Here is a 25162-nt window from a genome sequence, read left to right as displayed (position 1 = left end):
TCGAACTTCCAATATAGCACATATTGAGTTACCGCCAATCGTATCTTATACTAATAACGATAGGAGGCATTCCACATGTATATGACAGTAGAAGAAACTGCGAATTATTTATCAATGCCTATTGATCAAGTAAAACGATATATTTCAGAGAAGAAGATTCGTGCCATTTTTGATGGAGAAGAGTATTACGTAAATAGCGCCCAATTTGAAACGCACTTGCAACAAATCGAGGACTTGAAAAGACAAATCGATGAGTGGAGAAATACTCCGATTCCAGACGATATTGATGTAAAAGACGAAGATTAATACAAAGGAAAAGGACGTTCTCCGAATGAGGAGAATGTCCTTTTGTTTTAGTAGGTCCTTACGCATTTCTATATCGTTATGAAGAACCCCGCTCGTTTTCCGATAATTTCTGCGTAGTCCTCTACCATCACACTAGCTGTTGGATACATTCCTGCTCCTGGACCGACTAATGTTAGTGTTCCAATGTAGTTAGTATCGAGAGCAACTGCGTTGTTTACTCCTTCGATTGAATATAAAGGATGGTCTGGTCCTACTAGTTGTGGTCCAACGGAAGCGTATAGTTCTCCGTTTTCATCTTGCTCTATTTCTGCCACATGACGGTAACGCAGTCCTTGTTCCTTCGCTTTTCGGACATCCTCCAATGAGATTTCATCAATACCTATTACACGAACGTCGTTCCAATTAGGCTGTTTTTTAAATGCTAGGGCACTTAAAATCATCAGTTTACGGAATGCGTCTTGCCCGGAAACGTCGTTATATGGATCGGCTTCTGCATAGCCAAGGTCCTGCGCCTCTTTTAATGCATCATCAAATTGACATTCATCCTGACGCATTTGTGTCAAAATGTAATTCGACGTACCATTTAAGATTCCTTGAATTCTTTTTACTGAGTTTACTTGTAGTAAGTTTTTCAATGTTTTAATAACTGGAACTCCGCCTGCTGTTGTTGCTTCGTATCCGATAAATACTCCACGAGATTTTGCACGCTCATGCAATGGAATACTATATTTGGAGAACATCACTTTATTTGCTGTGATTACGTGACATCCTTTATCAATTGCTCTACATAGGTAGTTATATGCTGGTTCCTCATTTACAATTGCCTCGAATACAACTTGTAGCCCAGGAATATTGATAATATCCTCAAAGTCATCAGTCACTAAGACACCGGGTGTAGCTATTCTTTCTTTCCCAACGTTGTTTACGAGAATAGCACTAATTTCTATGTCTAATCCTAAAGATTTTTTAAGATCTTCTCTTTTTTCATTTACAATGTGGTAAATCCCTTGCCCGACTGTTCCGAAACCTAGGATTGCTGCTTTTATAGTCGCCATGCTATCTCCTCCAAATGAATCCGCACAATTGAGTTCCAATTTGCTTCTATTAGTAAAATTCATAATCGCAATTTTATACGAAGAACTATTTTACATATTGTAGCCCATTTTCACTCAACTATCAACAAAATTCTATCTAGAGAGGACATTTGTTTTTCCTACGAGTACTTTATCAAGTGCAGCCTGTAAATCTTCGACTGCTTCTAGCCCAACAGACAAACGGATTAGGTCTTCTGTAACTCCTGATTTCACCAAGTCCTCTGGAGTTAACTGCTGATGTGTTGTAGATGCAGGATGGATTATTAGTGATTTGGCATCTCCGACATTAGCTACATGCGACCAAATTTCAATATTATCAATAATATTTCGTCCTGCTTCTTTACCTCCTTTAACTCCGAAAGTTAGGATCGAGCCAAAACCGTTCTGTAAGTATTTTTTTGCAAGCTCATGTGATGGATGACTTTCTAAACCTAAATAGTTAACCCAAGTCACTTCTTCGTTATTTTCTAAGTACTCAGCAATTTTTTGTGCATTTTCATTGTGCTTTGGTACACGTAAATGAAGTGTTTCTAATCCTTGTAGAAAGGAGAAAGCTGCTTCTGGACTTAGAGTTGGGCCAAAATCGCGAAGCAATTGAACACGCAATTTCACTGCGAACGCTACGCTTGGAACATCTATTCCGTATCTAAGGCCATGATAGGTTACATCTGGTTGGGTGAATCCAGGGAATTTCTCTGAATCCCAATTGAAGTTCCCTCCATCTATGACAACTCCACCGATAGTTGTACCATGACCACCAATCCACTTTGTTGCCGAGTGAATAACAACATGAGCACCGTGTTTAATTGGATTCGATCCATATGGAGTAGCAAATGTGCTATCTACCAATAGTGGAACTCCTACTTCGTTAGCAATGGCCGCCACGTTTTCCACATCTAATACATTTAAGCTTGGGTTTCCGATGATTTCAGCAAAAAATGCTTTTGTTTTATCCGTAACTGCTGCTCGGAAGTTTTCTGGATCCGTAGAATCTACAAACTTCACTGTAATACCATATCTCGGCAATGTATGGGCAAATAAATTAAATGTACCACCATACAAATTTTCCGCAGCTATAATTTCGTCCCCTGCTCCTGCAATATTTAAAATAGAAAACGCGATAGCTGCCATTCCGGAAGAAAGTGCAACTGCTGCTGTCCCTCCTTCTAATAATGCAATTCGCTGTTCAAAAACATCCACAGTTGGATTCGTAATACGAGAATAGATATTCCCTGATTCTGCAAGAGCAAATAGGTTTTGCGCATGTTCTGTATTTTTGAATACAAAGGATGTTGTCTTGTGAATAGGTACTGCACGTGATCCCGTTACTGGATCTGGTTGTTGGCCACCATGTAAAAGTAGTGTTTCTTTTTGAAGATTTGTCATTTGAATTCCTCCTAAAATGTAGTTTAGATGGATGCTTATGGAGGCGAGGGAGGGTTAAGAACTTACAAAAACCCCCTTCATTTAAGAAGAGGGTGCAATTTGCATGTTCCTCCTCTTATCTTCCAAATTCGTATTAGAATTTGTAGGATTTAGCACCTTTCCAAGTTGAGAACTTGTTGGTTGCTGGGCATCGCAGGGCCTATTCCCTCCGCCACTCTTGATAAGAGTATTAGATTTAGTTTTCCATCTTGTTACACAGTATAAATTTCTATCAAACTATTTGTCAACACTTTTTTGAAAAATTAGAAAATAATCACGGTATTGGATTCTGAAATAGCTCAGAATTTCCTTAGAACCCGGCACTAGAAAATTTTCTTTCTGCTATGCAAAATTAGTAGTTTTTTTTACTTCTATAAAACTTAATTGATTATCTTCTTTTTCATAAATTGAAAATATATAGCTATCTTGTTCAATATGATTATCTTCAGCTAGTTCAATATCTTGCGTGTAATACCAGCCACCAATTGTATCTACATCCGGATTCTCTAAATCTATCCTTAACAATTTTGCTACATCGTCAAGTAAAACATTTGTATGAATAATATAATGGTCATCTGCTAACTTGCGAATATCTGCAATTTCATCACCATCGTATTCATCGCGAATTTCTCCAACAATTTCTTCTAAAATATCTTCTACTGTGACAAGTCCTGATGTACCACCGTACTCATCCAGAAGAATAGCTATATGTGTACGTTCTTTTTGCATCTTCAATAACAGATCATTTATTGGTGTAGACTCAATTGTATTTATTACAGGATTCATAAATTTTTCTATGTCGAAAGACTCTGATGTAATTCGATTGTTAATACCTTGTGTTAAAAAGTCTTTAATATTAATAAAACCGATTATATTGTCCCGATCTTCTTCATAGACAGGATATCGTGTATAACGTTCCTCTGAAATAATTGTTAATACATCATGGAAAGTAGCTTTTTTTTCAAATCCAATAATTTTAGTACGCGGCACCATAATTTCACGAGCAATCCGATCATCAAATTCAAAGACATTATTAACATATTTTAATTCGTTTTTGTTAATCTCGCCGCTTTTGTAGCTATCAGCGAGCAAGAGACGAAGTTCTTCCTCCGTATGTGACAACTCATGTTCAGAAGCTGGTTTCATACCGAACAGACCAACTAATACCCGTGCAGATCCATTTAGGAACCAAATAAATGGATACAAAATTTTGTAGAAAATCATAATTGGCTTAGCAAAAACTAGTGTCACTGCTTCCGCCTTTTGAATTGCCACCGTTTTAGGTGCCAATTCGCCGACAACTACGTGTAAAAAAGTTGCAATTGCAAATGCGCCACCAATAGTGAAGTAGTGAATATAATCTGTGCCAATACCAATGCTTGCAAATAAAGGATGTAAAATGAATTCGAATGTCGATTCACCTACCATACCAATACCCAGAGCCGTAACCGTAATTCCTAACTGACAGGCTGATAAATATTCATCTAAATGTGTGGTTACATGTTTTGCAGCAAGTGATCCTTTACGGCCTTCCGCAACAATTTGGTCAATTCTTGATTGTCGTACTTTTACAATCGCAAATTCTGTTGCTACAAAGAATCCGGTTAATGCTAGTAATATTACAAAAATGGTTAAATTTAATATGGTCAATAAGTGTCTTACTATAAAAGTAAGACTTCACCTCCTAAGTGATAAGTAATAGTAATGATTGCATTAAAGCAACGCTTTCTGAAGATATCTTTTGTTTAATCGTGTGTTGTGTGTTTTCTTCTTTGTTATTGATTTGCTCTAGCAAGTGTGAAACTTCTTTCTCTAAATATTTCATGTGTAATCGAATTTCATGTATATCTATTTCTTCTACCGAATCTTTTTCTAACTCCTGTTTAATGTCTTCTAAGGACATACCAGCTGACTTCTTGTCTTCAATAATTCTTAATCTATCAATGGCTTCAAAAGAATAATATCGATAATTCGAAGTAGAACGTTCAGCTTTTAACAATCCAAGAGTTGTATAGTAATCAATTGTACGTTTTGTTATACCTGTTGTGTCAGCTAATTCACCAATTTTAAATTTCTCTTTCCCAATTAAATCACTCCAAACCGTAACGTTATAGTTTTATTTTAAATTATTCATAGTGTTTTTGCAAAAATTTGATGATGTTCTTTTCTACTATACTTAAATGAGTCGCTATTCCTGATAGAGCTACCCATATTTTAAGAATCTGAAACTTCTTATCCTTTCGTTCGTTTAATATATTGAAGTTAGTGGGAGGTGAGAAAATGGTCGTTTCAGTGATTTGTATCCTTGTTATTAGTTATCTAATTGGATCCATTCATGGTTCTAAAATAGCGCAATATCTTAGTGGCGTAAATATTAAAAAAGAAGGTTTAAAGAACTCTGGTGCTTCAAACGCCGCTATCGTTTTAGGCGCAAAATATGGTATTTTAGTTGCAATTATTGATATTTTAAAAGGAGTAATCGTAGTAATTGCGGTTCGTTTCTGGATATTCGGGTACGCAGACTATTCATTGGTTGAACAGGATGTACTGGTATATAGTGCAGGTGCTGCTGTAATACTCGGACATAATTTCCCTCTTTATACTAAGTTTAAAGGTGGAAAAGGGACCGCAACCCTTATCGGAGTGTTGCTTGCTCTTAGCTGGCCGCTCGGCTTATTAGGTCTTATATTATTAATAGGAACTACATTAATAACGGACTATTTATTAATTGGTGTGTTTGTTTTTTATTTTGTCTTTATCGGTGCCTCTATTTGGTTTGCGGAAGGAATTGGACCAATGGCTATTGCTGGATTTCTATTTTTGATGGCAGTTATTTTACATATCGAAAATTTCCGTCGTTTAATACGAAGGGAAGAGATGAAAATCTCCACTTTTTTAAGTAAGAAGAAGCCATCATTATGAAATGAGTGTAAATCATGAAGAAAAAAATGAGGTGGATAGTGCTTATCCCGTTAATAGTTGTTGTTTCTAGTGGAATTGGGATTTGGTTACTAACAAGTAAGTGGCTAGAGGATGGTCTAGAACCAAAAGCAGATGGCACTAATGAATATGCCATTGTACTTGGTGCCAAAGTGAAAAAAGGTAATATCCCTTCCTTCGCTTTGCAGTATAGATTGGATGCTGCTCTTGCCTATGCCCAAAAATATGCCCATGTAAAATTGGTGCTTTCAGGGGGGCAAGGTCCCGATGAAGATATCGAAGAGGCTATTGTGATGAGAGATTTTCTATTGGAGAACGGAATAGATGAAAACCGGCTCCTCATAGAAGATAAAGCGACTTCTACGTATGAAAACCTTTTGTTTTCACAAGCAATATTACCTAGTTATATTAACTCTGTCACACTTATTACAAGCGACTACCATTTGCAACGAGCCAAAGTACTAGCAAGCAAGCTCGGGTGGGAGTCGGATGTTGTCGCTGCTAAAACACCAAAAGTTGTGGAACTAAAGGTTCGTATGAGAGAACGTCTGGCCCTGTTAAAAGCATATATTTTAGGAAAATGATTTTATTAAATAGATGGGTGTAAGAAAGTATCGCGCCTCTTTACACCCATCTTATAGCTATTTCATAGAATCTCGTACTTGATTAGGAATCATTACTACCTCTGTTTGTAAATCTACCGCTCGATATGATGTATCTATGCATTCTTCCCAATAAGCAAGGTGTTTTATATCGATCCAATGCTTAGATTCTTCCACATCTTGTCCACCTTTTCCCTGCACAGAATACCAATAAAGATATTCATGTTCGTTTATAAATTCTCTAAAAATTGTTTCTATATACATCTTTTCACCTTCAAGAGTAACTAGTACTTCTTCCATATGTTCATTCAAAAAAGCTAACCATTCATTCACTTTTTCCCGCACTAACGGGCAGTAATACTCCAACTTCAAGGCTTGGTCAAAAGTGGAAACAACTGCCCGTAAAAGCCCGAATGGTTCAACTAACAATCAGTGGGGGATGAAGAAAACCCCACTGATTGAAGTTTCACTTTATCTGTTTTGCCTTCTTTCACTCGAAATCTTGTGCATTCAATATTCATTATTAATCATCCTTTGTTAGTTCGTTAGTCTTAGGAATGATATCCTTTTTCACCATAGGGCTGTAGCTTGTCTAGCCATTTCTCTAGTAGCTTTTCTAGTTTTTTCTTATCTACTCGGTTTTCATTTGCTTCTTTTTTTAAAACCTCGACATGCTCTATGTCAAAATTGTCTTTGCCATATTCGGACCATTCTTTTTGTAGCTCTTTATTTGTGTGTAGCCCGCTTTCTAGCGTGAATTTGGTTCCGTTCAATGTTTTAAAGTTAGGTGTAGATGCCACAAACTTTTTACCATTTTGTTTGTTTGTGATGACGTAAATTCCACCCTCTATTTTTATTTCTTTATATTGTTGTTTTAGCTCTTTCTTGCGATCCATTTATATTCCATCCTTCTCATTTAGTTTTTCATCCAATATTCACTGCCGTCGTCTTTTCTGTCTAAAAACCCATATTGTATTAAATAGCGTCTCAACGTTACGAAATCTTCATAAGCATTCTTTAAGACAAGATTTATTTCTTTTTCCGTGTAGGTTTTTCCTTTTTCAAATCTTTGGATAAGAACCCGCAAGGTTGCTAGCTTTTGCTTTTCTTTCCTTGGAAATTTCATAAGAGGCCCATCTATTCCATCAGGGAAAAACTTCTTTTCAACATCTGCTTGTTCTTCTTGAGTAATGTTATAACGATCGTCCACCATCGTTGCTGTTTTATGCAATGGAAGAAATGTTGGCGCATGATCATCCTTTTCCTTTAACAATTCCATCATCGTTAAAAATACTTTTGCTTGTCTCTCCTTCTCTTTTAAAACGAATCGATGATTACGAATCGTTGAAGAGCTTCCAATTCCTAGTTCTTTCTGAATTTCTGCATCACTTCTACCCTCATAAAATAGACGCAATAAACTATTTTGATGATCAGTTAAACCAGTTAGTTTTTTGTTTAACCCTATTAGATAATGAAAAACAGATTCATGCTCCGCTTCAATATGGTACTTCATGAATTTTTCTGCTTCATATAACATATTATTCTTTGGGTAAATGAACCCTTTTTCTACTTTACTTCCACACATAAGACATACATACATTTCTTCCTCTTCTATATAGCCGTTCTTCAACTGTTCTGAAGATGCGTTCCATAGTAATTCTGATATTTCCATACACAAACAAAACCTTTCCTTGTTTATTAATTTATAAACATTATATAATAACGTTTGTTAAATTACAATATGTAAAAATGCGGTTGCAATTTATCTGAAAATAATAAACAATATAAATAAGACGTTTCGGAAATCGAAACGACAGAGAGGGGAATACCAATGGTTACATTTAAGGACTATGAGTATAAACGTCCAAATTTAGAACAAGACAAAGCTACATTTCAAGTGTTATTAACAAAATTTAAGGAAGCTTCATCGGTGGAAGAGCAAAATGAAGCAATTGAGAATATCAATGCATTTCGCAATGATTATTCTACACATGCAAACTTAGTTTATATACGTGCATCTATCGATACTAATGATGAGTTCTATCAAAAAGAGCGTGATTACTTTGATGAGACCAACCCTGAAATAGAAGAGATGGTTACGGAATACTACAAGGAGTTAGTTGCATCACCATTCCGAAATGAACTGGAAGCTAAATGGGGCAATCAGCTTTTTGACTTGGCGGATTTCCAAATAAAGGCCTTTTCTCCGGAAATTATTTCTCTTATGCAAAAAGAAAATAAGCTTTCTTCCGACTACTCAAAGCTTGTTGCTTCTGCACAGGTAGAATTTAATGGTGAGACATTAACACTTGCACAGCTAGGACCATATGCCGAATCAACGGATCGTGATACTCGTAAGAAGGCTAAGGAAACTAGTAGTGGATTTTTCCATGAAAATGAAGCGAAATTTGATGACCTTTATGATCAACTGGTAAAAGTACGACATGAAATAGCTACTACGCTTGGATACAAGAACTTTGTAGAACTCGGTTATATTCGTATGAGCCGAATCGATTACAATGCGGAAATGGTTAAAAAGTTTCGTGACCAGGTGCGTGATTTTATTGTTCCTGTTGCGACTAAACTATATGAACGTCAGGCAAAACGTATTGGGGTAGACAGTCTGAAATATTATGATGAACCTTTTAACTTCCTCAGTGGGAATGCTACGCCACAAGGTTCTCCTGAATGGATTGTGGAAAATGGAAAGAAAATGTATGAGGAGTTATCTCCTGAAACCGCTGAATTCTTCCAATTTATGATTGACCGTGATCTTATGGATTTAGTTGCGAAAAAAGGGAAAGAGGCTGGTGGTTATTGTACATTTATCGATAATTACGAATCTCCTTATATTTTCTCTAATTTCAATGGAACTTCCGGAGATATTGATGTACTAACACATGAAGCAGGTCATGCTTTCCAAGTGTATACAAGTCGCAACATAGGAATCCCAGAATATGTATGGCCAACATTTGAGTCCTGTGAGATTCATTCGATGAGTATGGAATTCTTTACATGGCCTTGGATGGAGTTATTCTTTAAGGATCAAACCGACAAATATAAGTTTACTCACTTAAGCAGCGGACTTCTTTTCCTACCTTACGGGGTTGCAGTGGATGAATTCCAACATGCTGTATACGAAAATCCGGAGATGACTCCAGCTGAGCGTAAAGCTGCTTGGAAGAAAATTGAGGAAATTTATTTACCTCATCTAGATTATGATGGCAATAGTTATTACGAGACTGGTGGTTTCTGGCAACGCCAAGCACATATTTATGCTAGTCCATTCTATTATATCGACTACACACTTGCTCAAATTTGTGCGTTCCAATTTTGGAAACGCTCAAGAGAAGATCAAGAATCCGCTTGGAAGGATTATTTACATCTTTGTAAGCTTGGTGGATCGAAATCTTTCACTAAATTAGTAGCAGAAGCAAATTTGATCTCTCCATTTGAGGATGGTTGCGTGGAGTCAGTAATTAGTTCTATTGAAGAATATTTAAATAGTGTGGATGATTCTGTACTATAGACTATCGAAAGGAGTTAATTTTATTGAATCCAGCTGGTTTTTGGATTAGATTTGGGGCTTCCCTTTTAGACGGTATCATTATAGGAATACCTCTTGCTATTATTAGCCTTATCCTACTTGGAGAAGCAGACACTTGGTTTACCACTTCGGCGCAAATGATTTATTCGTTGTTACTCCCTGTTATATGGACCGGATATACAGTCGGCAAGAAAATTCTGGGCATACGCATCGTGAAATTAGATGAAACGGATGTAGATTTTTGGACAATGATTAAACGAGATTTAATAACAGGCCTCGTTTATGGATTAACCTTAGGCATTGCTATTATCGTCAGTGCATGTATGGTTGGAATAAGAGAAGATAAAAGAGCTCTTCATGATTTTATCGCAGGTACTTATGTATCCTTTAATCCACCATTGCAAAAATAATTATGCAAGAACAAGCATTCATCAGGATGCTTGTTCTTTTCTTTGATGCTTCTTACAATTCTATAACTTTCTTTACTCAATGATTTTCTGTTAAATAAGCAGAAAATCATTTTTTATTACCTTAAATTACTTTTTGTAAGCAAATGTATTGCGTTTAGCTGATAACTATATTATAGTAAGTTACGTTAAGTAACTTACTTGGAGGATTTTTTTATGAAGAAGCAACAACTTGCAACACTTATTTTACGTGTCGTGTTTGGACTTATATTCTTGATACATGGCATAACAAAATTCCAAGGAGGTATTTCCAATACAGTTGGATATTTTGATTCGCTTGGTTTACCAGGGTCTCTTGCATACGCAATTGCAATTATTGAATTAGTTGGTGGTTTATTATTAATAATTGGACTTGGAACACGTGTAATTGGTGGTATATTTGCGGTAATAATGCTAGGAGCAATTTTCTCAGCGAAATTATCATTAGGATTATTAGGCGATGGTGTATCAGCTGGATACGAATTAGAATTAGTCTTCTTAGCTATCGGTGTTTATTTTGTCTTAGCTAATCCGATTAATTTATCACTTGATGAAAAACTGTCACAAAAAAACAGATAATGAATTGAGGTAAAAGCATGAGCTTTATGAAAAAGTTATTCGGACAAAATTCAAATGAAGAGCAAACAGGAGGAAATGACATGATGAAAATTGGTATTGTTTTAGGAAGTACACGTGAAGGACGCGTTAGTCCACAAGTCGGAGCATGGGTAAAAGAACTAGCGGACAAACGTGGAGATGCAGAATATGAAATTATCGACATTGCAGATTTCAAATTACCACTTTTAGGTGAAGCAGGCGGCGACGCATCAGGTGCAGCAGCATGGTCTGAAATTATTGCAAAACAAGATGGATTCGTATTCGTCGTTCAAGAATACAATCACTCTATTACTGGAGCACTTAAAAATGCATTAGATTATTTACGTGAAGAGTGGAACAACAAAGCTGCAGGTATCGTATCATACGGTTCTGTAGGTGGGGCTCGTGCAACAGAACATTTACGTGGTATTTTAAGTGAATTACTAGTGGCACATGTACGTGTACATCCGGCATTATCATTATTTACAGATTTTGAAAATGGTACAGACTTCAAACCAGCTGCCGTTCAAGCAGATTCAGTAAACCAAATGCTAGACCAAGTTATCCCTTGGACAAAGGCTTTAAATACTATACGTAAGTAATTAAACTGGTTATTATTATAATATTAGACCCACATTGAGGACTAAAAAACCGGACAAAAAACGCCCGGTCCTTTAAGATCAAAACCTGTTTCTGTCGTTTTCGAAGTGCTTTGGACGGTCTTGATGCTATATTATTACAGTTGTTTTTTTTGAGATGCTGGTCGTGACTAACGTCACGACCAGCATCTCTTTTTTCGGTATTTTTATGGAGCTCGTCCGGCCGTCACCCTTCTACAACTTTTAGAAACAGGTTAGTGCTTTTTTGGATAACTAGAGAAAAGCTACTAACTATTCCTAGTGTAAGCTCTCGAAGATGCAATTTCGTTTGCTATTTCGCTTCATTATTGTGCAAACACTTACTATTTCTCTTTATTTTCACTAGTATAAAAGAAAATCTGCTTTCTTTCTATATCAATGTATAATAGCATTTAAAGCCGTATGTTACTTTAATAGCGAGGTGCAAATAATATTACCGAAACACCAACTAAACAAATACCCGCACCTATCCAATTGTATAAATCAGGCGTTTTTTTATCTATACCACACCTCCTAATATTTCCCAATAATAAGGTTTACCTTCTCTTATCCATAACCAAATGAGATAACCTCCACCAATTTCAGAAAGTCCTGCAAATAGAAATAATGCAATTGTATAAAACATTTAAAAACACTTCCTTAAATAATTTAATCTATATCATTATTGTACCTCCCCTACTTTTAATGACAATTTAATACCTCCACTAGCTTATTTATGTTATTTTCTATAACCCTATTCTCTAACTTCACGTTAAAACTTTCAATGTTTCTACTAAATGAATATTCATATCATCAACTGATTCTTCAAAATTATTTCGATGCCATTCAATGATTAATCCAATAATCGCATTGGTCATATAGGAATATACATACTTTTTTGATTCATCATATTTTCCAATTTTACTATCCTGTATGAAATTAGAACGAATTGCATCAAAAAACATATAATAGTAAGTAGTTGAGACGTTTTCTGATAAAATAATGCGATAAAAGTCTTCATACTTTTTGACATGATGAAAAATACGGACTGTTTTTGGATCTAGATTTTTATAAGCAGAATTTATTAATTGATGTGCAGAAATATGTTTATAAGGTGCTTTATAGGATTCTTCTAAATCTACAATTACTTCTTTAAAAAATTCCTTAAAAACATCGTCAACTTCCTCATAGTGAAAGTAAAAAGTTCCTCTATTTATACTTGCTTCCCGACAAAGCTCGGATACTTTTATATCTGTTAGAGGCTTGTCTTTCAATATATGAGTTAAGGCTTGATAGATTGCTTTCTTTGTCTTTATGACTCGTAAATCATTTTTTTTCAAAAATATCTCTCCTTTATCGAACACTTATATCGATACCTGTTCAATATTATACAATAATTGCGAAAACTGTTGATTGAATGCATTTACACTTTAAATTATACTGTTATTGAACAACTGTTGGATAAAACTAAAGGAGGAAATGATTATGAGATTACAAGACAAAGTAGCCATCGTTACAGGCGCAGCTTCTGGGATGGGTAAAGCTATTGCTGAAGCTTATGCAAAACAAGGTGCAAAGGTCGTTGTTTCCGACTACAACTTAGAAGGTGCAGAAACAGTAGCAGCAGCTATTAAAGAAGCTGGTGGTGAAGCAATCGCTAACCGTACAAACGTGGCAGAGCTTGCTGACTTAGAAAACTTATTCGCTGAAACAAGAAATACGTTTGGTAAATTAGATATTTTAGTTAATAATGCAGGTATTATGGATGGAATGGAGCCTGTTGGCGAAATTTCAGATGAAAAATGGGATCGCGTATTCGCAGTAAACACTACTGGTGTTATGCGTGCAATGCGTATTGCAACTAACATCTTCTTAGAACAAGGACACGGAGTATTCGTGAACAACATCTCCGCTGGTGGATTGCGCGGTGCCCGTGCGGGTGCAGCGTATACTGCTTCTAAACACGCTGTTTCAGGGTTAACTAAAAATACAGCTTATATGTACGCAAACTCTGGTATCCGTTGTAACGGTATCGCACCTGGTGGCGTTGCGACAAACATTCAAACTTCTATGACTAGCCTTTCTGAGTTTGGTATGGGTCGTCAGCAAACTGGTAATGGTACTATGCCTCGTGTTGGTCAACCTGAAGAAATTGCACAACTTGCTGTATTCTTAGGTTCTGATGAGTCTAGCTTCATCAATGGGCAAATCATTGCTGCTGACGCCGGTTGGACTGCTTACTAATACTTCGAAATGTAATATAAAAAAGCAAAACTGAACCATAAAAATAAGAACTTAATACACCAGTTACTGATATTCAATCGGTGACTGGTTTTTTCGTTTTATTTGAATTTGAATTTTGGACTGTTCTTTTCGCATACAATGTGAAGGAAGTTTCACCACCAGTAACGAATCTAAAGGAAAAGGAAGTGTTGTTTTTATGTGGAGTAAAATTATTGGGATTTTAATAGGGGTTATGGGCATTATTTATATTTTCTTCATACCAAGTGATCCAGTTGCAACAAAGATTTTATTTAAGCTTATTCCGATGCTACTTATTATATTGTTTGCGTTTCTAAAGCCTGCCGGAGAATCCAGAAAGTACAAGCCCCTTATTTTAATCGGTCTAACGGTATGTATGCTTGCTGACGGGTTAATTTATTGGTTTATAGTCGGACTTATCACATTTTTAATCGGACATATTTGGTATATCTTTGCGTTTAAGCAAATTCAACGCACGTCCCTTCCAAAGTGGGCTATTGTATTGCTACTGGCATACGGGTTAGCAATGGTGATATGGCTAGCAGGAACTCTTTGGTCCCAAGGGGATACAGTATTAGCTTTTGCAGTTATTATTTATATTGCAATGATTCTGATGATGGGGTGGAACGCTTTTCAAACAGCCAATAAGTTTGCCATTATCGGTGCTCTTTTATTTATCTTCTCGGATTCCACACTCGCTATTAATAAATTCATAGTAGATATCCCTTTCTCAGACGCACTTATTATGATTTCTTATTACGGTGCTCAATTTATGTTTGCTCTTAGCATTCATTATTCCGCAACTCGAAAGAATCTGTTAAAATAAGAAGTAGCTTTACAAATCGAAAGGAGATTTAATCTCATGAAAGAAACTTTAATCGAGCGTTTAGTACGCTATGCAAAAATAGATACACAATCCGATGCTTCAAGTACCACTTGCCCGTCTACTGAAGGCCAATGGGATTTACTTCATGAACTTCAAAAAGAATTAGCTACAGTTGGTTTAGAGGAAATTACATTAGATGAAAATGGGTACCTTTTCGCAACCTTACCTGCTAATACAGACAAAGATATACCAACAATCGGCTTCTTAGCTCACGTCGATACAGCTACAGATTACACGGGGAAAAATGTTAACCCACAGCGAATCGACAGCTATGACGGACTAGATATTGCTCTAAATGAAAAAACAATCATGACAGTTCAAGACTTCCCTGAATTAAAAAATTATGTTGGCCACACACTTTTAACTACAGATGGAACTACTCTTCTTGGCGCAGATGATAAAGCCGGAATTGCCATCATTATGACCGCAATGGAATATTTTATCCAGCATCCAGAAGTAAAACATGGTAAAATTCGTGTTGCTTTCACTCCGGATGAAGAAATCGGACGTGGACCACATAAATTTGATGTAGAAAAATTCGGAGCAAAATTTGCCTATACAATGGATGGTGGTCCATTAGGAGAATTACAATTCGAAAGCTTTAACGCAGCAGGTGCCAAGGTCGTAACGAACGGTAAAAGTGTGCACCCAGGTTCTGCAAAAGACAAAATGGTGAATTCCATTACGATGGCTATGAAATTCCAATCTCATATGCCAACTGATGCTGTTCCTGAAAAAGCGGAAGGATATGAAGGCTTTATTCACCTGATGAATATTACTGGAGACACAGAAAAAACAGAGCTTAGCTATATAATTCGTGACCATGACCGCGAGAAGTTTGAAGCGAAAAAACAATTATTCCTTGATACAGCTGAAAAAATTAAAGCAGAATACGGTGAGAATGCTATTTCTGTAGAGTTAAATGATCAATACTACAATATGGGTGAAAAAATCACGCCTGTTATTGAAATTTTAAATGTGGCAAAAGATGTCATGATTGCATTAGACATTGAACCACTTATTATTCCAGTACGTGGAGGAACTGATGGCTCTCAGCTCTCTTATATGGGAATGCCTACACCTAACGTATTTACTGGTGGAGAAAACTATCATGGGAAATATGAATTTATCTCTGTAGATGTTATGGAAAAATCAACGGAAGTAGTAAAAGGGATTATTCGATCGTTTGAAAAACAAGCCTAAGTAGGTGGAGATATGCGTGAAATATTACTAGGTGTTTTAGCTTCTTTGTTTTTTGCAGTTACCTTTATACTTAATCGTTCCATGGAAATATCGGGAGGAAGTTGGATTTGGAGCTCCTCCCTTCGATATTTCTTCATGCTGCCTTTTTTACTCATCATTGTTTATTATCGCAAAGGTTTATCTTCTACTTTTAAAGAAATAAAAGCTGCTCCGGGTGCTTGGTTACTATGGAGCTTTGTAGGCTTTGTATTATTTTACGCACCGCTTACTTTTGCAGCAGCATATGGACCCGGTTGGTTAATATCTGGAATGTGGCAATTCACGATTGTTGCAGGGGTACTGCTCGCACCGTTATTTATGATGAAAGTGGAAAATGTAGTCATTAAACAAAAAATTCCGGTTGTCTCGCTCTTTATTTCGCTTCTCATTTTAATAGGAATCATTCTTATACAAATTCCAAATACCGAATCAGTCAATTTGCGAATGATCTTTTTAGGGATTTTACCTGTACTTATAGCAGCATTTGCCTATCCTTTAGGAAATCGTAAAATGATGGGACATTTAAATGGACGTTTGGATACATTTCAGCGCGTTTTAGGTATGACTGTTGCGTCCATGCCAGCTTGGATATTATTGGTGTTTTACGCTACTTTCACGGTAGGTTTACCATCCTCGGGGCAAGTATTTCAATCCCTAATTGTAGCTATCAGTTCGGGAGTAATTGCTACTATATTATTCTTCATGGCAACCGATCGAGTTCGGAATCATCAAGGTAAACTTGCTGCTGTGGAAGCAACACAGTCAACTGAAATCATTTTTGTTATTATTGGTGAAATGTTTTTACTGCATGTTCCTCTTCCAGCACCAATTGCACTTATTGGACTTGGAGTTATTATTCTAGGTATGTTCTTACATAGTTATTATACGAAAATATTAAATACAAAAGCTTTAAAAATACAAACAAAAATAGAGCATTAGAAAAAGATAAAATGGAGTGTCGTGAATCATTCGCGACACTCCATTTTTGGGGAGATGTATGAACACTCCAACTTATCTAATTAACTCTCTAATACCGGCTGATAAAGTAGAGACACTCCCGAAGAAATTGCTGCTTCACTTACTGCTGCAGCCACAACTTGAACGACTCTCTCATCCAAAGCTCTTGGAATAATATAGTCATCTCTAAGTTCGTTTTCATTCACTAGTGATGCAATTGCTTCGACAGCAGCCAACTTCATCTGTTCATTAATATCTGTTGCTCTTACATCTAAGGCACCTCTGAAAATCCCTGGAAACGCCAAAACATTATTTACTTGGTTTGGATAATCCGAGCGTCCAGTTGCCACTACTCTAACTCCCCACTCTCTTGCAAGTTCATATGGTATTTCAGGGGTTGGATTAGCTAAAGCAAAAATAATGGAGTCCTTATTCATTGATTGAACTAACTCTTTTGTGAGTAAATTAGCTACGGAGACACCGATAAATATATCTGACCCTTCCATCGCATCTTTTAAAGAACCCGTTAAACCTAGTGGATTTGTTAAATTTGCAATCGATTGTTTAACAGGATTCATGCCTTTTTCCCGACCTTCATAAATAATTCCTGTTGAATCACACATAATAATATTAGTATATCCTAACTGAAGAAGCACTTTTAAAATGGCCATTCCAGCAGCACCAGCACCATTGATCACAACTTTAACATTACTATTTGTTTTATTTACAAGTTTCATCGCATTTTGAAGCCCTGCGCCTACGACAATTGCCGTACCATGTTGGTCATCGTGAAATACCGGTATATCTAGTTCAGCGCGAAGTCTATCTTCAATTTCAAAACAACGTGGTGCGGAAATATCCTCCAGGTTTATAGCACCAAAAGTTGGACTCAACGCTTTTACAATCTGAACTATTTCATCTACATTTTTTGTGTCCAAACAAATAGGAAAGGCATCAACCCCAGCAAATCTTTTTAGTAGGATTGCTTTTCCTTCCATGACGGGTAAAGCAGCTCCTGGTCCAATATCACCGAGGCCTAATACGGCAGTACCATCTGTGATTACTGCAACTAAGTTCCCTTTAGCGGTATAGTCGTAAATAGTGGATGGATTGTTATGGATTTCAATACACGGTTCTGCAACACCTGGTGAGTAGGCCAAACTTAAATCCTCCATGCTGTCCATTGGAACTTTAAAGACAACTTCCATCTTCCCCTTACTTTCACGATGCAAACTTAATGCTCTTGATCTTAAATCCATCTTCACACACACCATCCTTTTTGTTTTTTCTTTTTTGATAAGAATTATTAGAGCTTCCTCTCAAAAATCTTTATATTCTGAGAATTATAGATAGTATTAAAGTGGATGTCAATGGTTAATACTTAGTGAAGATGTTCACAAATAACTTCCTATGTTTATATTTTATTGGAAAATAAAGTTAAATTTATTAGTTTATAATTAATTTTAGCTTAAAAATGGTATAAAAAAAATCGGTAACCATTTTTTTGGCTACCGACATATTAATGCACTATCTCAACTTTGAGGGGGTTAAGGTGTGCCTAGCATCAGCTACAATTTGGAGAAAAGTCGCTGTTTAGAACTTCTCTCATTAAGAGAAATCTACTATATGGTAATGATAATCATTTTCAATTAAAAAGTCAACAAATTGTATAAAAAAATGTATACTACATGTATGACAATCTTATCGAATGACCAAATCAAACAATTAAATAACTATAGTGTTTTTACCCAGCCTAATGGAACAACGTTATTCCAAGGAAATAATGTAGCTAATGCATTGCCTATTATTAAGCTAATTTCTTCTGCACCTAATGATCCTATTGCCGCGTCTTTCTTTATGAGAAGAGTCGGAATGTTCATCTCCATGCAGTTTTACATGATGACTATGTATGATGAGATTTGGGATGGTCCTCTAGAACAGCTGCAGTTTTTTGGCACGACCGAATATGGAAATAAAACAATTAGTACGTTTATCCCTCAAGAGTATTTTCGAGACGTACAAGAAGATCGCAAGGTGGATGTGCAGCTTATTTGGGAGCAACTATGTTTTCCTATTATTGAACAGCTTCGCTCACAATGCAGTATTTCTCCGCTAACGCTTTGGGAAAATGTTTTTGGTTACCTACTATGGCATTACTATACGTTTTTTGAAAATCCAGCGTTAGAAGAAAAAGCGAGGCATGATTGGAATCTGTTAAAGGATCCAACAATTTGGAAGTCAATTGCTCCTAAAGAATATTTACGACTTTATTTGAAAGATCGAAATCCTGCAGAGCTCATAAATACAACAGTCAGAACCACTTGTTGCTTTTCAAAAGATATACCTGGATTGCAAAAGTGTGGTTTTTGCCCCAAGTAAAATAATTATTTTAGATTAATTTTGCATGTTTCCTTCCTCTTTGGACATACCTAAGAAGAGTTCAATAAAAAGGAGTGAGGAAGATTGGGAAACAATATAGATGAACGTGTCGAAGCTAAGCTTGATAGTATTGGTCAAGAAGAAAAAGAAGAAATTCTAAAAAACTTTTCTAGCTTTAAATCGTATTTATCTGGAAAAGTAGCAGCTGGTGAAAAAATGGGACTTAGTGATGAAGTTTTAGCTAAAGCTACTGAAAAAGTGGCGGGTTATTTAGCCAACCATGAAGAACCACGTAACCGAGAAGAACATGTTCTTCAACAATTGTGGAAAAGCGGAGACAAAGATCAGCAACAAGCGCTCAGCCATATGCTTTTAAATATGGTAAAAAATGGCTGATGACATCAGTAAGGAAGCAACAGGTAGATTTCTCGATAATCCCGACGGAGTTCGAACCACTAAGGAAAGTTTGTTCGATATGCATGAGGATATGCAAACGGTGGATGCCCTCCCTGTCGAGGATATAAATATTGAATTTCTAGATGAAAAAGACCACCACCACACTAAAAATCGTTCACTCAGTGAGGAACGATACCCCAAATAAGAAAAACACATGCTCCTATCCCACGCGGGAGCATGTATTTTTTGTGCAACGACGAGCTTTGCGCTGGAGCATGGTTTTTTATATTAGTTTTGCTGCTACTAGTCGTGTACGAATGATAATACCTATTAGTGCAGCAACAACTGCTTTCGCTAGGTCGGGAAGAACAAATGGAAGCATTCCACCTTTAAATGCTGCATCCCAAGGTAGTTCAGCTACAATTTTTAGCCAAATTGAGCCAAGGACTAATATGATAAATACAGCTATTATATTAGCAATAATTGCTTGTACCTTTGAATATTGAAATGTTTCTAAATACCACCCAACAAATAAAGCTGCAGGTATTATTGCCAATAGGTATCCACCTGTTGGACCAAGTATAATCCCCAATCCACTTTTCATACCAGCGAATACCGGAATTCCGATTAGCCCCATCAATACATAAACAGCTACCGCAAGTGTGCCATACTTCGCTCCTAATATAGTTGCTGTTAGCATTACAGCAATCGTCATTAATGTAAATGGTACTGGTGGTATGTTAATCATAATTTGTGCAGCAACCGCTATTATAGCTGCAAACAACGCAGCTACAATCATCATTTTTAAACGTTCATTTCTCATAAGTATTCCCCCTCATCAAATGAGTTAACCATAATTTAATTTTAAGTTAACTCATTTATATTTTAGTAAGAAATGGAACGCTCGTCAATACAAATATTTATGAGGTACGTTATTACTTGCAAATAAAAATGCATCACATCCCTGTGGAATGTGACGCAATCATTATTACCACCTACTACTAGCGGAATCTATTGTTTCTAATCTCACCGTACCTTTTTGCATAGGTGGTGGACAAGCTTTGTTATACTGCATTATTTTCTCATTTACTTTCGTTACTCTAAAATGTAATCCTTCTTTTTCCTCAGCCGCATATTTCTTAGCTATATCCTGTAATTCATCTCTTATTTCATGCTGAAGCTTTAACCAGTGTGGTTTAAACCCCGCGTCCTTCGCAATTTTTTGGAAGTGTTGAAAGATATCACCGGAGAAATATTCCTCTGAAATCGGCTTACCTGTTCCCTTTAGATTCTCCATACCACCTGTCTTAGCATACTCCTTTAAAATATCACCTATCAAATCATTACTTGGCTTATTGAAGTTTTCATTATCCATAAGGTACCTCCTTCATGAATGATTGGGTTTATCTTGGAATGCGATGGAAAACTATTCTGTACGAGAGAGATGTCGGCCTATACGAGAGAGATCAAGATCACACTCTATACGAGAGTACTTTAACCCTGTAAGGGCAATTGTGCGCTGTACGAGAGCAATGTCGACCTATACGAGAGAGATCACACTCTGTACGAGAGCAATGTCGGCTTATGCGAGAGAGATCACACTCTATACGAGAGAACATTCTATCCATGAGAGAGCGATCATACTTTTACGTAAGCAATATGTTTTGCTTTTTCTAATAATACTTTAACAAACTGTGCTTGATTGTCGGGAGAAATTATTATACTGCCCATTAACGAATGTCTGTAATGAATTTGTAGTGCATCCTTGGAAGATAGAATACGATAACCAGCTAATATATTGGACGATTTATTTACCTTTGTCATATCCTCATACTTTATTTTACTCCGAAAAGGTCCACCTTTGACATACAGAAAATCATCGTAAAATATGTAATGGATATCTAAGGAAGTCCATATTAGGAAACCAGCACATACAAAAAACAAAACAGTCATAATCCATATAGCAGTATATTCAGGTGAATTTGTATAAAACAATTCATATGCTACCGGCCACAATGTCGCTAACGCAACAATAACTAGTGCAATAGACATAATAACCATAAATGTCCGATCTATTTTTGAACGGAATTTCATAATTTTTCACTCCTATACCGACTTTGTTGCTGCATCCTTTATGCCCTCTCGGTGCGCATAAATATTTTTTAAAATTACTTTAATCACAGCGTAAGTAGGAATAGCTAATATAATTCCCCATAATCCGGCAATATTCCCAGCTGCTAAAATAACCGTAATAACCGTTAATGGATGAATATCTAATGATTTCCCCATGACGTTTGGAGTGATGAAATTACTTTCAATTTGCTGTGCTACTAACATTATAAATGCTACATAAATTGCCAGCTTAGGTTTTTGGATAAGTGCAATTATTATCGCAGGAACAACTGCGATATAGGGTCCTAAAAACGGTATAACATTCATCATCATCCCAAAAATTGCGAGTAATAGTGCATACTCTAATTTTATCGTTAAATATCCTATCAACAGCATTAATCCAACTAAGAAACTAACGAATAATTGCCCTTGAATATATGACCGTAATGTATCATCAATGTCTGCTAAAGTCTTGCGTATCCAAGTCTTTTTCTCACCTTTAAAAAAACTAGAAACAAAGGGTGCAAATTTTTCATGATCTTTTAACATATACACAAGGAAAAACGGTACAAGTACAAGCAAGAAAACCCCTTGGAATACATTTTGGATGAATTTAAAAAGTAAAGATCCAGCTGAAACGGCTATATCATTAATCTTTCCTGTAGCGTCATTTACTGTATCTTGTAACGTCTCTGGTAAAAGATCCTTTTGAGAAAGCATATATCTTATAAATTGCTCAACTTCTTTTACAATCCCCGGTGTGTTTTTAACTAGTGTATTCACCTGTGTTGTAAGTTTAGGACCTACTAGCGCATAAAATAACCATCCAATTAGTCCGATAACAACAAACACCGATAAAATGCTTGCCCATCTTGGAAACTTAACGGATTCGAGCAATTTTAAAAGTGGACGTGATAAGTAGAATAGGACACCGCCTATAAGTAAAGGTAAAAATATTGTTTGTCCAATGATCAAAAGGGGTGAAAAAATACCTTTGACTTCCATGAACATTCGTATAATAACTAACGTCAGTAGTATGGCTACTCCTGTTTGAAACCAAAGTTTCTTTGTCATATGATGCTCACATCCTCTATTATTAATAACTACTACATGTTACGGTTTTACTGACTTAAAGTTTCAATTATTAATACATATCGTACCATTATTAAGATACACTGTTAAATAAATTATTATTGGAAGGATGAGTTAACATGGAGTACTATAAACAACTAAGAAAATACGTAGGGCATCAGCCCCTTATACTACCAGGCTCGAATGTAATTATATTGAATGATAAAGGGCAAATATTACTACAAGAACGTGAGCCAGGTATTTATGGACTACCTGGTGGTTTAATGGAACTTGGTGAAAGCTTCGAGGAAACAGCAAGACGTGAAGTACTTGAAGAAACCGGGTTACATATAGAGTCCCTCCAACTTTGCCAAGTCTATTCTGGTCCAGATTATTATGTCGAAAATCCAAACGGCGATACATTTTATTCAGTTTCTTCAGTGTACAAGACGTCTGAATACAGTGGAGAGATTTTAGCAGATGAAATTGAATCTATTAGCCTTCAGTTTTTTTCACCTACTCAACTGCCTGATGGAATTATGGTGAGTTACCGTAGGTTTATTGAGGATGCTTTACTTTAATCTGATCTTTCTTTTCTCGGTGACTTATGACGTTTAGCTATAATTTGGTCTTTACTTGCTCTTACCCATCGTTTACTTGCTTCTGTTGGTGTCTTTCTTGCGGTCTTAAAGGAGTTACTTGCTCTAAGTCGATATTTACTTGCGGTCAAGTACCTTTTACTTGCGGAACGGATAATATTTCCAGAAATACATCTAATTCTTAATAGTCTTTTGAAACAGAAAAAGGCTTTCCATGGTTGGATAGCCTCTTTCATTTTATTTATTGGCGATATGCACTTTCAATAACTTACCTTTGACGGTTGTGTTTCTCATTTTTTTCAGTACAAGTGGGCCTTTGCCATTTAATATTTCTACATAGGATACGGTGTCTTGAATTGTAATAATTCCTATGTCGTCTGCTGTGACTCCTTCAATTTTAGCGATGGTTCCAACAAAATCGACTGCGCGGATTTTCTTTTTCTTACCACCATTGAAGTATAGTTTTGTGATATTCGCATTTAGTTGTTCGCCTTTAGATTTTTTTACCTCTGGTTGCTCCTGCATTTTCATATCAAATGCAGCACGACCTTTTACAATTTCCTCTTTTGTCGGCTCTGATGCTGTAGGAATTTCGAATCCTATAAATGATTCGATCTCTCTTACAAACTTATCTTCAAAAGGAGTTGCCAGCATAATCGATTTACCACTACGCCCTGCTCGTCCTGTTCTACCTGTACGATGGACATAGCTTTCTTGCTCCAATGGCACATCATAATGAATAACATGAGTTATATCGTCAATATCAATCCCACGAGCTGCAACATCCGTAGCAATTAAATAACGGAATTCACCTTTGCGGAAATCGTCCATTACCTCGAAGCGATCCTCCTGCATCATACCACCGTGAATTTTGTCAGCTGTATAGCCTTTTTCATCTAATACATCTACGAGCTGTTCTACGCGTTCTTTTGTACGACAGAAGATAATACAACTATCCGGGTTCTCGACAATTGTTAATTTTTCCAGTAAGGAAAGCTTTAACTCCTCTACTACAACATACTTCACATGTTCTATATCTGGTGCATTTTCTTTAGATGCATCAATTTCAATGGATACCGCTTGTTTCATATACTTCGAACTTAATTTTTTGATTTGGTCCGAAAGTGTTGCTGAAAATAACATCGTCGTTCGAGTTTTTGGAAGTAATTTAATAATGGATTCCACTTGCTCTAAAAAGCCCATATTCAGCATTTCATCTGCTTCATCAATCACAAGATACTCCATTTTAGACACATCTAGCGTTCCTTTTTCGATATGGTCTAATACTCTACCAGGCGTACCTACAATGATATGTGTTTTTTGCTTTAGAGCTAATTTTTGTCTAGCAAAAGGTGACTTCCCGTATAAGGCCAGACCTTTTATACGTTTATAACGACCGATATTAGTGATATCCTCTTGAACTTGAACCGCCAATTCTCTTGTAGGGGTTAATACTAATGCTTGGGGCTTGTTTTCTTCCCAGTCTACAAGCTCACATAATGGAGTTGCAAAAGAAGCTGTTTTACCACTACCCGTTTTAGATTTCACTAATACATCCTGCTTCTCTAGAACAACCGGTATTACTTTTTGCTGTACTTCTGTTGGCTCTGTATAGCCCAACTGTTCAATGGCACGTAAAATCTTCTCGTCTAACTTAAACTCTTTAAAATGCACTGTGCATAAT

At 36.4% G+C, this 25162-nt stretch carries 29 protein-coding genes, 1 pseudogene and 1 riboswitch; of the genes and pseudogenes, 15 read left to right on the top strand and 15 right to left on the bottom strand.

Going from position 1 to position 25162, the window contains the following annotated elements; genetic code table 11:
* Positions 1–75: 75 nt before the first annotated feature.
* Entirely contained in the window at positions 76–306 is a 231-nt protein-coding gene (locus ACN6MX_RS20825) for an excisionase family DNA-binding protein (protein WP_090569977.1), read from the top strand.
* 68 nt (positions 307–374) lie between these two features.
* Here ACN6MX_RS20825 and ACN6MX_RS20820 read toward each other — a convergent pair whose 3' ends face one another.
* From ACN6MX_RS20820 to ACN6MX_RS20805, 4 genes are all read right to left on the bottom strand, one after another.
* Positions 375–1361 carry a homoserine dehydrogenase gene (locus ACN6MX_RS20820; protein ID WP_419960626.1) on the bottom strand — a complete coding sequence of 329 codons (987 nt, stop codon included), beginning with the start codon at positions 1359–1361 and terminating at the stop codon, positions 375–377.
* A 132-nt stretch (positions 1362–1493) separates the two neighbouring features.
* A complete protein-coding gene (locus ACN6MX_RS20815) occupies positions 1494–2786 on the bottom strand; it encodes an O-acetylhomoserine aminocarboxypropyltransferase/cysteine synthase family protein (protein ID WP_419960625.1) in 1293 nt (430 codons plus the stop codon).
* 112 nt (positions 2787–2898) lie between these two features.
* A riboswitch (SAM riboswitch) is annotated at positions 2899–3013 on the bottom strand.
* 154 nt (positions 3014–3167) lie between these two features.
* Positions 3168–4475, bottom strand: coding sequence for a hemolysin family protein (locus tag ACN6MX_RS20810; protein ID WP_419960624.1), 1308 nt, complete (start codon positions 4473–4475; stop codon positions 3168–3170).
* Positions 4476–4509: 34 nt separating this feature from the next.
* On the bottom strand, positions 4510–4890 hold the full coding sequence (locus tag ACN6MX_RS20805; RefSeq protein WP_419962683.1) for a MerR family transcriptional regulator: 381 nt from the start codon (positions 4888–4890) through the stop codon (positions 4510–4512).
* Positions 4891–5105: 215 nt separating this feature from the next.
* On the opposite strand from ACN6MX_RS20805, the gene ACN6MX_RS20800 reads away from it, so the two are divergent.
* Both ACN6MX_RS20800 and ACN6MX_RS20795 read left to right on the top strand, forming a co-directional pair.
* The gene (locus tag ACN6MX_RS20800) at positions 5106–5747 is read left to right on the top strand and encodes a glycerol-3-phosphate acyltransferase (RefSeq protein WP_419960623.1); all 642 of its coding nucleotides are present in this window, start codon (positions 5106–5108) and stop codon (positions 5745–5747) included.
* A 14-nt stretch (positions 5748–5761) separates the two neighbouring features.
* Positions 5762–6349, top strand: a complete 588-nt coding sequence (locus ACN6MX_RS20795; protein ID WP_419960622.1) for a YdcF family protein — start codon at positions 5762–5764, stop codon at positions 6347–6349.
* A 57-nt stretch (positions 6350–6406) separates the two neighbouring features.
* On the opposite strand, the gene ACN6MX_RS20790 is transcribed toward ACN6MX_RS20795, so the two are convergent.
* The 3 genes from ACN6MX_RS20790 to ACN6MX_RS20780 form a co-directional block, all read right to left on the bottom strand.
* Positions 6407–6700, bottom strand: coding sequence for a DUF6176 family protein (locus tag ACN6MX_RS20790; RefSeq protein ID WP_419960621.1), 294 nt, complete (start codon positions 6698–6700; stop codon positions 6407–6409).
* 218 nt (positions 6701–6918) lie between these two features.
* Positions 6919–7263, bottom strand: a complete 345-nt coding sequence (locus tag ACN6MX_RS20785; protein WP_419960620.1) for a GIY-YIG nuclease family protein — start codon at positions 7261–7263, stop codon at positions 6919–6921.
* A 20-nt stretch (positions 7264–7283) separates the two neighbouring features.
* Positions 7284–8039 carry a DUF2087 domain-containing protein gene (locus ACN6MX_RS20780; RefSeq protein ID WP_419960619.1) on the bottom strand — a complete coding sequence of 252 codons (756 nt, stop codon included), beginning with the start codon at positions 8037–8039 and terminating at the stop codon, positions 7284–7286.
* A 159-nt stretch (positions 8040–8198) separates the two neighbouring features.
* Here ACN6MX_RS20780 and ACN6MX_RS20775 point away from each other — a divergent pair, with 159 nt between their 5' ends.
* From ACN6MX_RS20775 to ACN6MX_RS20760, 4 genes are all read left to right on the top strand, one after another.
* Positions 8199–9896 carry a M3 family oligoendopeptidase gene (locus ACN6MX_RS20775; RefSeq protein ID WP_419960618.1) on the top strand — a complete coding sequence of 566 codons (1698 nt, stop codon included), beginning with the start codon at positions 8199–8201 and terminating at the stop codon, positions 9894–9896.
* A 17-nt stretch (positions 9897–9913) separates the two neighbouring features.
* Positions 9914–10324: an RDD family protein gene (locus ACN6MX_RS20770; protein ID WP_419962682.1), complete on the top strand. Its 411-nt coding sequence runs from the start codon at positions 9914–9916 to the stop codon at positions 10322–10324.
* A gap of 213 nt (positions 10325–10537) precedes the next feature.
* The gene (locus ACN6MX_RS20765; protein ID WP_419960617.1) at positions 10538–10939 is read left to right on the top strand and encodes a DoxX family protein; all 402 of its coding nucleotides are present in this window, start codon (positions 10538–10540) and stop codon (positions 10937–10939) included.
* A gap of 17 nt (positions 10940–10956) precedes the next feature.
* Positions 10957–11559 (top strand): NADPH-dependent FMN reductase, encoded by a 603-nt coding sequence (locus ACN6MX_RS20760; RefSeq protein ID WP_419960616.1) that lies wholly within the window; start codon positions 10957–10959, stop codon positions 11557–11559.
* Positions 11560–12005: 446 nt separating this feature from the next.
* Here ACN6MX_RS20760 and ACN6MX_RS20755 read toward each other — a convergent pair.
* Positions 12006–12220, bottom strand: a pseudogene (locus ACN6MX_RS20755) (hypothetical protein).
* A 121-nt stretch (positions 12221–12341) separates the two neighbouring features.
* A complete protein-coding gene (locus tag ACN6MX_RS20750) occupies positions 12342–12914 on the bottom strand; it encodes a TetR/AcrR family transcriptional regulator (protein WP_419960615.1) in 573 nt (190 codons plus the stop codon).
* Positions 12915–13059: 145 nt separating this feature from the next.
* On the opposite strand from ACN6MX_RS20750, the gene ACN6MX_RS20745 reads away from it, so the two are divergent.
* The 4 genes from ACN6MX_RS20745 to ACN6MX_RS20730 all read left to right on the top strand — a co-directional run bounded on the left by ACN6MX_RS20745 (position 13060) and on the right by ACN6MX_RS20730 (position 16903).
* A complete protein-coding gene (locus ACN6MX_RS20745) occupies positions 13060–13818 on the top strand; it encodes an SDR family oxidoreductase (protein ID WP_419960614.1) in 759 nt (252 codons plus the stop codon).
* A 196-nt stretch (positions 13819–14014) separates the two neighbouring features.
* Positions 14015–14662 (top strand): lysoplasmalogenase, encoded by a 648-nt coding sequence (locus ACN6MX_RS20740; RefSeq protein ID WP_419960613.1) that lies wholly within the window; start codon positions 14015–14017, stop codon positions 14660–14662.
* Between the two features lie 36 nt (positions 14663–14698).
* A complete protein-coding gene (gene pepT, locus ACN6MX_RS20735; protein WP_419960612.1) occupies positions 14699–15925 on the top strand; it encodes a peptidase T in 1227 nt (408 codons plus the stop codon).
* 12 nt (positions 15926–15937) lie between these two features.
* Positions 15938–16903 (top strand): multidrug resistance efflux transporter family protein, encoded by a 966-nt coding sequence (locus tag ACN6MX_RS20730; protein WP_419960611.1) that lies wholly within the window; start codon positions 15938–15940, stop codon positions 16901–16903.
* Positions 16904–16983: 80 nt separating this feature from the next.
* On the opposite strand, the gene ACN6MX_RS20725 is transcribed toward ACN6MX_RS20730, so the two are convergent.
* A complete protein-coding gene (locus ACN6MX_RS20725; RefSeq protein WP_419962681.1) occupies positions 16984–18180 on the bottom strand; it encodes an NAD(P)-dependent malic enzyme in 1197 nt (398 codons plus the stop codon).
* 406 nt (positions 18181–18586) lie between these two features.
* Here ACN6MX_RS20725 and ACN6MX_RS20720 point away from each other — a divergent pair, with 406 nt between their 5' ends.
* From ACN6MX_RS20720 to ACN6MX_RS20710, 3 genes are all read left to right on the top strand, one after another.
* Positions 18587–19300 (top strand): hypothetical protein, encoded by a 714-nt coding sequence (locus tag ACN6MX_RS20720; RefSeq protein ID WP_419960610.1) that lies wholly within the window; start codon positions 18587–18589, stop codon positions 19298–19300.
* A gap of 84 nt (positions 19301–19384) precedes the next feature.
* Entirely contained in the window at positions 19385–19696 is a 312-nt protein-coding gene (locus ACN6MX_RS20715; RefSeq protein ID WP_340776352.1) for a DUF3243 domain-containing protein, read from the top strand.
* A complete protein-coding gene (locus ACN6MX_RS20710; protein WP_419960609.1) occupies positions 19689–19901 on the top strand; it encodes a hypothetical protein in 213 nt (70 codons plus the stop codon). Before ACN6MX_RS20715 ends, ACN6MX_RS20710 begins: the two co-directional genes overlap by 8 nt.
* A 78-nt stretch (positions 19902–19979) precedes the next feature.
* On the opposite strand, the gene ACN6MX_RS20705 is transcribed toward ACN6MX_RS20710, so the two are convergent.
* The 4 genes from ACN6MX_RS20705 to ACN6MX_RS20690 all read right to left on the bottom strand — a co-directional run bounded on the left by ACN6MX_RS20705 (position 19980) and on the right by ACN6MX_RS20690 (position 22882).
* A complete protein-coding gene (locus ACN6MX_RS20705; protein WP_419960608.1) occupies positions 19980–20519 on the bottom strand; it encodes a biotin transporter BioY in 540 nt (179 codons plus the stop codon).
* Between the two features lie 165 nt (positions 20520–20684).
* Positions 20685–21071, bottom strand: a complete 387-nt coding sequence (locus tag ACN6MX_RS20700; protein ID WP_419960607.1) for a DnaJ family domain-containing protein — start codon at positions 21069–21071, stop codon at positions 20685–20687.
* Between the two features lie 263 nt (positions 21072–21334).
* A complete protein-coding gene (locus tag ACN6MX_RS20695) occupies positions 21335–21790 on the bottom strand; it encodes a PH domain-containing protein (protein ID WP_419960606.1) in 456 nt (151 codons plus the stop codon).
* A 12-nt stretch (positions 21791–21802) separates the two neighbouring features.
* Positions 21803–22882, bottom strand: a complete 1080-nt coding sequence (locus ACN6MX_RS20690) for an AI-2E family transporter (protein WP_419960605.1) — start codon at positions 22880–22882, stop codon at positions 21803–21805.
* Positions 22883–23019: 137 nt separating this feature from the next.
* Between ACN6MX_RS20690 and ACN6MX_RS20685 the strand changes: the two genes are divergently transcribed.
* Positions 23020–23460: an NUDIX hydrolase gene (locus ACN6MX_RS20685; protein ID WP_419960604.1), complete on the top strand. Its 441-nt coding sequence runs from the start codon at positions 23020–23022 to the stop codon at positions 23458–23460.
* 255 nt (positions 23461–23715) lie between these two features.
* Here the strand turns inward: ACN6MX_RS20685 and ACN6MX_RS20680 are convergent, their stop codons facing one another.
* Positions 23716–25152 carry a DEAD/DEAH box helicase gene (locus ACN6MX_RS20680; protein WP_419960603.1) on the bottom strand — a complete coding sequence of 479 codons (1437 nt, stop codon included), beginning with the start codon at positions 25150–25152 and terminating at the stop codon, positions 23716–23718.
* Positions 25153–25162: the final 10 nt, after the last annotated feature.

Source organism: Psychrobacillus sp. BM2 (genome assembly GCF_048572895.1).
Taxonomy (GTDB): Bacteria; Bacillota; Bacilli; order Bacillales_A; family Planococcaceae; genus Psychrobacillus.
The sequence above is the reverse complement of the archived record's forward strand: the minus strand, read 5'-3'. Positions and strand labels throughout refer to the sequence as shown.

Coding starts and splice junctions, on each gene's coding strand:
- ACN6MX_RS20825 (WP_090569977.1), top strand. CDS start 76: ATGTATATGACAGTAGAAGAAACTGCGAATTATTTATCAATGCCTATT.
- ACN6MX_RS20820 (WP_419960626.1), bottom strand. CDS start 1,361: ATGGCGACTATAAAAGCAGCAATCCTAGGTTTCGGAACAGTCGGGCAA.
- ACN6MX_RS20815 (WP_419960625.1), bottom strand. CDS start 2,786: ATGACAAATCTTCAAAAAGAAACACTACTTTTACATGGTGGCCAACAA.
- ACN6MX_RS20800 (WP_419960623.1), top strand. CDS start 5,106: ATGGTCGTTTCAGTGATTTGTATCCTTGTTATTAGTTATCTAATTGGA.
- ACN6MX_RS20795 (WP_419960622.1), top strand. CDS start 5,762: ATGAAGAAAAAAATGAGGTGGATAGTGCTTATCCCGTTAATAGTTGTT.
- ACN6MX_RS20785 (WP_419960620.1), bottom strand. CDS start 7,263: ATGGATCGCAAGAAAGAGCTAAAACAACAATATAAAGAAATAAAAATA.
- ACN6MX_RS20780 (WP_419960619.1), bottom strand. CDS start 8,039: ATGGAAATATCAGAATTACTATGGAACGCATCTTCAGAACAGTTGAAG.
- ACN6MX_RS20775 (WP_419960618.1), top strand. CDS start 8,199: ATGGTTACATTTAAGGACTATGAGTATAAACGTCCAAATTTAGAACAA.
- ACN6MX_RS20765 (WP_419960617.1), top strand. CDS start 10,538: ATGAAGAAGCAACAACTTGCAACACTTATTTTACGTGTCGTGTTTGGA.
- ACN6MX_RS20760 (WP_419960616.1), top strand. CDS start 10,957: ATGAGCTTTATGAAAAAGTTATTCGGACAAAATTCAAATGAAGAGCAA.
- ACN6MX_RS20745 (WP_419960614.1), top strand. CDS start 13,060: ATGAGATTACAAGACAAAGTAGCCATCGTTACAGGCGCAGCTTCTGGG.
- ACN6MX_RS20740 (WP_419960613.1), top strand. CDS start 14,015: ATGTGGAGTAAAATTATTGGGATTTTAATAGGGGTTATGGGCATTATT.
- pepT (WP_419960612.1), top strand. CDS start 14,699: ATGAAAGAAACTTTAATCGAGCGTTTAGTACGCTATGCAAAAATAGAT.
- ACN6MX_RS20730 (WP_419960611.1), top strand. CDS start 15,938: ATGCGTGAAATATTACTAGGTGTTTTAGCTTCTTTGTTTTTTGCAGTT.
- ACN6MX_RS20725 (WP_419962681.1), bottom strand. CDS start 18,180: ATGGATTTAAGATCAAGAGCATTAAGTTTGCATCGTGAAAGTAAGGGG.
- ACN6MX_RS20710 (WP_419960609.1), top strand. CDS start 19,689: ATGGCTGATGACATCAGTAAGGAAGCAACAGGTAGATTTCTCGATAAT.
- ACN6MX_RS20705 (WP_419960608.1), bottom strand. CDS start 20,519: ATGAGAAATGAACGTTTAAAAATGATGATTGTAGCTGCGTTGTTTGCA.
- ACN6MX_RS20700 (WP_419960607.1), bottom strand. CDS start 21,071: ATGGATAATGAAAACTTCAATAAGCCAAGTAATGATTTGATAGGTGAT.
- ACN6MX_RS20695 (WP_419960606.1), bottom strand. CDS start 21,790: ATGAAATTCCGTTCAAAAATAGATCGGACATTTATGGTTATTATGTCT.
- ACN6MX_RS20690 (WP_419960605.1), bottom strand. CDS start 22,882: ATGACAAAGAAACTTTGGTTTCAAACAGGAGTAGCCATACTACTGACG.
- ACN6MX_RS20685 (WP_419960604.1), top strand. CDS start 23,020: ATGGAGTACTATAAACAACTAAGAAAATACGTAGGGCATCAGCCCCTT.